This is a genomic window from Streptomyces sp. NPDC044061, assembly GCF_056434305.1.
Window position 1 is genome coordinate 1 of the sequence record NZ_JBWKFL010000114.1, and the last position, 7,428, is coordinate 7,428.

Here is a 7,428-nt window from a genome sequence, read left to right on the forward strand (position 1 = left end):
GCGCAATCCCCGTAACTACCTGGCCTTTCTCGGACTCGCCGCCGCCCTCTGTTGCTACAAACGCCTCGTCCGCCTCACCACGTAGGACACGGTCTTAACTGGACGTCGAGGACCTGAGCGATGAGCTGGGGAGACCGGCCGCCGTCCCGGCGGCGGCGGCTGACGGTCGGAGAGCTGACTCAACGACCGGGCCCCCGGCGGCTGCCGGGGGCCAGGGTGTGTGTGGGCCGCTTCTCTACTCGTTCCGCTGCTGGATCGGTCACGCCCGCTGGCTCAGTCGGCCTGCTGCTCGCTCGGTCGTAGCCCGGCAGTCCACTTCTCCTCGATGCGGCCCAACTTCCATACCGCGACGGCGATGACCCAGGTCGCGAAGAACAGGCCGACGATGACGTAGCCGATGATGTTGAGTCGAGACCGGAGATCCAGTCCCAGAAGGGTTGCGGGTCGGCGTGCCGTCCGGGGTGACGTCGTTCTGGACGAGTGGCGTGTCGTCGTCGAGTTCGATGGGGAGTTTTGGCACACCGGGAATATGGCGCGCGACGAGGTGCAGACGAGGGCCCTACTTGGAGCAGGCTGGCGCGTGTTGCGGCTGCGCGAAGGGAACCTGACCAAGCTGGGTGTCGGTGAGGTGTCGGTGTCCGTTCCGGCCTACGCTGACGCGCACACTCTCACGTGTGCAGCCATCGACGGTCTGGCACAGCTTGGATGCGAGGTCCCCGACATCCAAGACTATCGATCGACTGGTCGCCCCATCGCCACCGCTCAAGCCGAGACAGACATTTACTTCTTGCGGGACGTAAGTCTCGCCTCTGAATTTCCCGATGTCGCCGCTGAGTGGGACATGAAGAAGAACACCGGGTCCCCGAACCGGGTTGCTCCTTTCGCGAACACGAAGGCGTGGTGGGTCTGTGCCTCGTGTGGGAACGAGTGGCAGGCTCTCATCACCAACCGCACACACACGGGCAAGGCTGTCCTGTGTGCGGTCGCAGGCGGCAGGGCACCTCTCGGGCGACCCCGAAGGCTGGTCGTTCCCTCGCCGATCTGTTCCCCCAGGTGTCTGCAATCTGGCATCCGACGATGAACGGAGAGGTCACCCCGGCAGCCGATGTCAACCCCGGCTCGAATACGGATCGGTGGTGGCTCTGCCCTCGCTGCGGAAAATCCTTTCTCTCCACACCACACAATCGGAAAAAGGCGGCTTTGCTCTGCCTGTCGTGCTCACTTAGCTACTCCGTTAAGAAGCCACCCCCAGGGTGTGATCCGCCTCTTTTTGTCTGAAACCGTGACCTGTGAACCTGGGGCGCGGCTCCGGGTTGGTTGCACTGATCGAGCCCCTCACGCCTTCTGATCTGGGGCGGAAACTGACCCAGGAAGTGTGGCACCTGACGGTGTGTCGGCGGTGTGTCGCAGGAGCCCGCAGCTCGCGACAGTTGAGCCTGAGTCGGCCGATCTCCGCATAGCGAAGGTGCGCTGGTGCCGTGAGTCGAGGGTCGCTTGGGTGGTTTCCTGAGCCAACTCCGCCCGCTGCTCAGTCGAAGCACCGCCGGATCAGGGCGAGATCCTCGCCGGTCGAGCTCCGCGTGATCTCGTGCGTCTTGAGCCGGGAGGGGCTGTCGTCGACGAACGCCGCTTCAGTGCGGTGCTCCTCGGGTACGTGGACGCGGCCGCGACGGAAGAGGTCCTCCAGGAACGACGTGGCTACCCGCTCGGGGTCGGCGGGCCGTACCGAGCCGCCAGCAGGGGCGGAGCCAGCGATGCCGAACCGTCGTTCCTCCGCGGGGGCGGAGAGGATGAGGGGTCGGGTGAGCCCGTACGTCGATCCGTGGATTGTGACGGCCGTGAGCCCTTCGTCGTCGCCACCGCCCGGCATCGCCTCGGCGATTCCGGCGGCTCGGCGTGCCACCTCGGGCTCGGTGATGGACACGGCGGCCTTCAGAGACAGGACGCCGTGACGGATGAACGCCGACCTCAGCCACTGACCGTACTTGCCGCCGTTCCGGCGCTGGTCCGCAGCGATCATATGACCTGCAACCTGTGCGAAATAGGCGGACACCACGGGCGCCGCCACGACGGCATCGACCAGCAGCTGTCCAGCGATCTCGGCCGCCAAGGCGAGACCGGCCTGGTCCTGCAGGTCCTGTTGCCGGAAGATCCCGGCGACCACCTTCAGGAACGCGCCGCTGAACACCCGGGAGAACGAGTGCGGCTCGCTGGAGAGCATGCTCGCCGGCCCGTTTGGCGACAGATCCACCGGGTCACGGTAGAACAAGCTGTTCGACAGGTTGCGCAGGCAGTCCAGATCGACCGCGTTCGGGTGGCCTTGTCGGATCGCCCAGCCCAGTTGCTCGGCCATCCTCGACACCCGCGAGGACAGTTCGAGGTCGCCATGGGTCTCGGCCAGTACCGCGATCCGCAGCGTTTGAAGCCGCAGTGAGGTCAGCAGCGCGCTGATATCACCGAAGGCCTCGTGCAGGGCGGCCACCTCTGCGCTCGCCGCGTTGAACAGCCGAGGACACAGGGCATCGAGGATCGCGTGACCCGTCTCGTGAGCCAGGACGTCGGTGCTCTCGCACGTGGCGACGGTGACGCCCGCCACCGTGCGGCGGAAGAACCACAGGCCCCTGCGGTCGTAGAAGGCGTTGAGGTCGTCTCCCGCGTCAAGGTGCGCGGTGAGGGAGTGGCCGACCGAGGAATGCCACTGCGTTCCGCTCGGGACCAGCGGCCCCCAGGTCCGGCTGGACCTGCTGAGCCCATCGGCCGCCACCCAGTAGCGGAAGGCCTCCGTACCCGGCCCGGCACCGTCCGGCTTCGGCGCGGATTCTGCGATGGCCATAGGGAAGGGTTGTGTGTCGAGTTGGGGAACGGGATGCGATACCGGCATGTTGACCTGTGGAGGAAATCCGGGGTCATCCTCATACACCAGAACCGTCGGAATAATGCCTTGCTGTTGCTGAGTGACCGTTGGCCCCACCCATGGTTCAATCTCTTCCGGCTCATCCGTAGACATGATCATCCCTCCGCGTCTTATCATCTGGAAAACAAGGAGGCCAGGACGACAAACACCGCCTCCCCGCCGAGGAGTACGGCACTCACACCGTACGACCTGCTCCTTCGTCGAATTTCCTCACGATTGTCCTTCATTTTTTTGGCCATGCCTATAGCCGCCCCCCGTGTGAGCCGGTAATCACTGTGCTCGTAATTTAGAAGCTTGTCAGGATCGGGGCCGAACGCCCAATCCATCTTGGGCCAGAGAACGTAGAATGCACAGGCGAGAATGCTGCAGATGAAAATAATTAGACCCCCGGCAAACCATACCGGCAAAGGACGACCATTCGCCCCCAGTCCAAAGTAGGAGGAAAATGACCCAATGAGCGTCGCAATGGTGATGAGGCCGGTTGCTCTATTCCGGAGATTCGTAAGTGTGGTGTCCTGCTGCGCTAGTCCGTGGACGGCGGCATCATAGGCCAGTTTGTACTTATCGGACGGAATCTCTTCTGAGTTAGCTGACTCATATGAAATATTGCCGGACCCTGCTTCCATGCCTCCTCCAATCGTTTGATGTTCATCCCGAATCGCTCATGCGTCATACGTTGACGGTTGGTTGAGGCGTGGGCGACTCAGTGAGGTCCACATGGGTGACGCTGTGCCTATACCGCAATGCGCCAAGCGCGCCGGGGGCACACGTTGGGCGCGTGCAACCCTGTCAGGAGGGAGGGGGCGCCAAGGTTCGCGCCTGCTGTCTGCGCCGCCCGGTCACAAGCGCTCTAGGCGCACGCCCCCTTCCTGGCGTGTGGTTCCGCAGGTCAGATGCGGCGAGCGGGGCAGATTGGCAATGCCCCCACGCACCCGACAACGCTCAACTCACCAAGCGGACACGGCCCACAAGACCGATCCATCTCATTGTGTTAGTACTCCAGCTGTAGATCGTGATCTCGCCGCCAGGCAGGCCCTACTCGTTCGCGCCGTGCCCGGGTGGCCACCCGATGACGCCTTCCGCTTGGACGTTGTGCAAGGACGCTCCTTCGAACCGGGCACCGGTGACGTAGGTCAGCCCGAGCGGGGGCACGCCAGTGTTCACGCTTCCGAACCTGGCGTCGGTCAGATCGGTGTCGCGCAGGTCAGCACCCCGCAGATCGCATCCGGCCAGGCTGGCCTCGCGCAGTGAAGCCCCGCGCAGGTCTGCGTCGCTGAAGTCACAGAACTTGAACCAACACCCGTCCAGGGTGGCGTGGCGTAGATCGGCCCCGCTGAACGAGCAGCGGGTGAACCGCAGCCGCGACGTGCGAGCTGAAGCAAGGTTCTGGCCGGTGAAGTCCTCACCGTTCACGGCCGCATAGCTGTGGAGCGCGGCGAGTCGTTGTCTCGCGGTCAGTGGTGTGGTCATGTGCGCCAGCGTGTCAGCCGGGTCGGTGGCCGTCGCCCGGATTTCCGGCAGTCCGCCGTCCGTCAGCCGACACACAGGTCCGGACTGGTGCGGGAGCAGGTGCGGCCACCGGTGATCATCGGTGTGTGAAGACAGAAGATCAGACGGTGGCCGCAGGTCACAGCATAGATCCCGTCCGTTGGCGGGAGGCGTTCGAGGTGGCCATGGGGCGTATCGCGGGCCGGTTCGCCCGGGTCGAACCCCGGCGGCGGGCTGGGCGATTGGTGTTGGGACTGCTGGCGGACCTGCCGCGCAAGAACTGTTGGACGATCGCGGAGTGGGCCGGGGACACGAATCCGCATGGCATGCAGCATCTGCTGTGCCGGGCGGCCTGGGACGCCGATGCCGTCCGCGACGACGTGCGCGAGTACGTCGTGGAGCACCTGCACGACGAGGCCGCGGTGCTGGTCGTGGACGAGACCGGCGACGTGAAGAAGGGCACCCACACCGTTGGGGTCCAGCGCCAGTACACCGGCACCGCCGGCCGGATCGAGAACTCCCAGGTCGCCGTCTACCTTGTCTACGCCGGCGCCTGCGGGCACGCAGCGGTGGACCGCGAGCTGTACATCCCGCGCTCCTGGATCCTTGACCCCGACCGCTGCCGTGCGGCTGGACTTGGCGAGGACACCGACTTCGCGACCAAGCCGGAGCTGGCCCGCGTGATGATCGAACGGTTCCTGGACGCCGGACACCATGTCGGCTGGGTGACCGGAGACGAGGTCTATGGCGGCAACTCGAAACTGCGGTCCGCTCTGGAGGAACGTGGCATGGGCTACGTGCTCGCAGTAGCCTGCTCGGCTGAAGTGGCCACCAGGGCAGGCAAGTTCCGCGCGGATGCCCTGGCCGCCAAGCTGCCCCGGCGGGCCTGGCAGAAGCTGTCCTCCGGACAGGGAGCGAAGGGACAGCGTTTCTACGACTGGGCCGTGATCGATCTGGTCGCCACGGGATCAGGAGGACGCCACCTGCTGATCCGCCGCAACCGAGCCACCGGCGAACTGGCCTACTACCGCTGCCATTCCGCCCAGCTAGTGCCGCTGAACACCCTGGTAAGGATCGCCGGTTCAGGGTGGCGAGTGGAGGAGACGTTCCAGGCCGGGAAGGGCCTGACCGGGCTCGACGAGCACCAGGTCCGCCGCTACCCCTCCTGGAGCCGCTGGGTCACCCTCGCCATGTTCGCCCACGCCTTCCTCGCCGTCGTCCGAGCCGATGAGCATGCCCACCGGCCGGAACCCGACGGCCTGATCCCGCTGACCTGCAATGAGATCCAGCGACTGTTCATCACTGTTGCCGTCCGGCCTCTTCACGATCTGGCCCACCGGCTTGGCTGGTCCGACTGGCGACGCCGCCACCAGGCACGGTCACGGACCAGCCATTACCTGCGACAAGCCGCATCCCAGGCATGAAGATCACGATCTACAGCTGGAGTATTAGCCGCTGTAACTGCTTGTTCTCTATCCGCTTGCGTGGTCGGCTGGGTTCGAACAGCGTCCTGGATCGGGTGAGTTAGCCGATGCCGGGGCATGGAAGAGGGGCCTCTTGGTAGCTCGCGGTTGTCGAGTCCAGCGAGAATCAAGAGGCCCCGTTGTCGAAGTGTCGCGTGATCGCGGTTGCCGGGTCCAGTTCGTCCACTCCTGCGTGTGACTGTCTCGCCCACAGGTTCGGGAACGCGGCCGACCGGCCGGACCGCCGGCCCCGCTACGGCTCGGACATGAGCGATGCCGAGTGGGCTGTGGTGAGAGTCCTGCTGCCGGTCCCGGGATGGCTGGCAGGCCGTGGTGGCCGGCCGGAGGGCTACTGCCACCGGCAGATGATCGACGCGGTGCGCTACCTCGTCGACAACGGCATCAAGTGGCGGCCGATGCCGTCCGACTTCCCGCCCTGGCCGCGGGTCTACGCCTTCTTCGCCCGCTGGCGGGACGCAGGGCTGACGGCCGAATTGCACGACCGGTTGCACCAGGCGGTCCGCCAGGCAGAAGGCCGTGATCCGGAGCCGAGTGGGGCTGTGGTGGACTCGCAGTCGGTGAAGGCGGACGCCACCGTCGCCCACACCTCACGCGGGTTCGACGCAGGCAAGAAGATCAACGGGCGCAAGCGGCACCTGCTCACCGACACGCTCGGACTTCTCCTGTCCGTGCTGGTCACACCGGCGTCCATGACCGACCGGGACGGCGCCCGGAGACTCCTGCCGACGGCAGCCGGCCGCTTCAGACGGCTGGCGCGGGTCTGGGCCGACGGCGGCTACACCGGCCACCTCACCGACTGGACCAGCCAGCATCTCGGGCTCGTCCTCGACATCGTCCGCCGGGGCGAGGACGTCCAAGGCTTCCAGGCACTGCCCCGCCGCTGGGTCGTCGAGCGGTCCTTCGCCTGGCTTCTGCGCAGTCGGCGCCTGGTCCGGGACTACGAACGACGCACCGATACAAGCGAAGCCGTCATCCGGTGGTCGATGATCGCACTCATGAACCGCCGCCTGGCCGCCCGACGTGATCAACCTGTTCCAACGGCAGCAGCGTGAACCTTCCGGGCTTCGTCTCCACCAGCCAGCCACGTTCCACCAGCCTCTTCAGCCGTGCTCTCGCACCCTCGACGCGTGAGGCAGAGGCGCTGTCCCAGCCCAGCACCACGGCCGCCCGTCGGGCGCCCAGCCCGTCGTCTCCGGCCTCCGCCGCGGCGGCCATCACCGCCTGGTAGTCGACGGACAGGTCCTCGACGCCGCCGGCGTTCTCCCGATGCGGCACCGCACGTCGCGGGCCTACCGGCTTCCTCCTCGACGGACCGCCGACCGCCATGGCGGGTGCTTCCTCCTCGGCCAGTGCCTCCAGATACTGCTCGAGCCCGATCACCCGGCGTCTGAGAACCTCTTCGGCGTCAGCCAAGTCCGCCCGCACCCACTTGAGTTCGGCTTCGAGCTCCTCCACCCGCACTACCGCGGCCTTCCGCCGCGCTTCCAGAACCGCCCGCATCGACGGCATCCGACACCCCCACGGCAACTTGATCAGCAACGA

The 7,428-nt window shown here is 65.9% G+C and carries 8 protein-coding genes and 1 pseudogene; 4 read left to right on the forward strand and 5 right to left on the reverse strand.

All coding sequences use genetic code 11. From position 1 onward, the window contains the following. Window positions 1-273: 273 nt before the first annotated feature. Window positions 274-434 (reverse strand): annotated as a pseudogene (locus AC07CM_RS49830) (HoxN/HupN/NixA family nickel/cobalt transporter); the annotation flags it as partial. Window positions 435-472: 38 nt separating this feature from the next. On the opposite strand from AC07CM_RS49830, the gene AC07CM_RS49835 reads away from it, so the two are divergent. Further along, window positions 473-1,081, forward strand: coding sequence for a zinc-ribbon domain-containing protein (locus AC07CM_RS49835; RefSeq protein WP_478883201.1), 609 nt, complete (start codon window positions 473-475; stop codon window positions 1,079-1,081). Continuing rightward, window positions 1,054-1,278: a zinc-ribbon domain-containing protein gene (locus AC07CM_RS49840; protein ID WP_478883196.1), complete on the forward strand. Its 225-nt coding sequence runs from the start codon at window positions 1,054-1,056 to the stop codon at window positions 1,276-1,278. Before AC07CM_RS49835 ends, AC07CM_RS49840 begins: the two co-directional genes overlap by 28 nt. Before the next feature lie 250 nt (window positions 1,279-1,528). On the opposite strand, the gene AC07CM_RS49845 is transcribed toward AC07CM_RS49840, so the two are convergent. The 3 genes from AC07CM_RS49845 to AC07CM_RS49855 form a co-directional block, all read right to left on the reverse strand. After that, window positions 1,529-3,007 carry a gluzincin family metallopeptidase gene (locus tag AC07CM_RS49845; protein ID WP_478883197.1) on the reverse strand — a complete coding sequence of 493 codons (1,479 nt, stop codon included), beginning with the start codon at window positions 3,005-3,007 and terminating at the stop codon, window positions 1,529-1,531. A gap of 20 nt (window positions 3,008-3,027) precedes the next feature. Continuing rightward, window positions 3,028-3,540 (reverse strand): hypothetical protein, encoded by a 513-nt coding sequence (locus AC07CM_RS49850; RefSeq protein WP_478883198.1) that lies wholly within the window; start codon window positions 3,538-3,540, stop codon window positions 3,028-3,030. A 409-nt stretch (window positions 3,541-3,949) separates the two neighbouring features. Beyond that, window positions 3,950-4,384 (reverse strand): pentapeptide repeat-containing protein, encoded by a 435-nt coding sequence (locus AC07CM_RS49855; protein ID WP_478883199.1) that lies wholly within the window; start codon window positions 4,382-4,384, stop codon window positions 3,950-3,952. 203 nt (window positions 4,385-4,587) lie between these two features. Between AC07CM_RS49855 and AC07CM_RS49860 the strand changes: the two genes are divergently transcribed. Beyond that, window positions 4,588-5,826 carry an IS701 family transposase gene (locus AC07CM_RS49860; protein ID WP_478883202.1) on the forward strand — a complete coding sequence of 413 codons (1,239 nt, stop codon included), beginning with the start codon at window positions 4,588-4,590 and terminating at the stop codon, window positions 5,824-5,826. A gap of 305 nt (window positions 5,827-6,131) precedes the next feature. Continuing rightward, window positions 6,132-6,938 (forward strand): IS5 family transposase, encoded by an 807-nt coding sequence (locus tag AC07CM_RS49865; protein WP_478883200.1) that lies wholly within the window; start codon window positions 6,132-6,134, stop codon window positions 6,936-6,938. Here AC07CM_RS49865 and AC07CM_RS49870 read toward each other — a convergent pair. After that, a complete protein-coding gene (locus tag AC07CM_RS49870; protein WP_478883203.1) occupies window positions 6,880-7,386 on the reverse strand; it encodes a hypothetical protein in 507 nt (168 codons plus the stop codon). The two genes, AC07CM_RS49865 and AC07CM_RS49870, sit on opposite strands and share 59 nt — an antisense overlap. Window positions 7,387-7,428 lie beyond the last annotated feature (42 nt).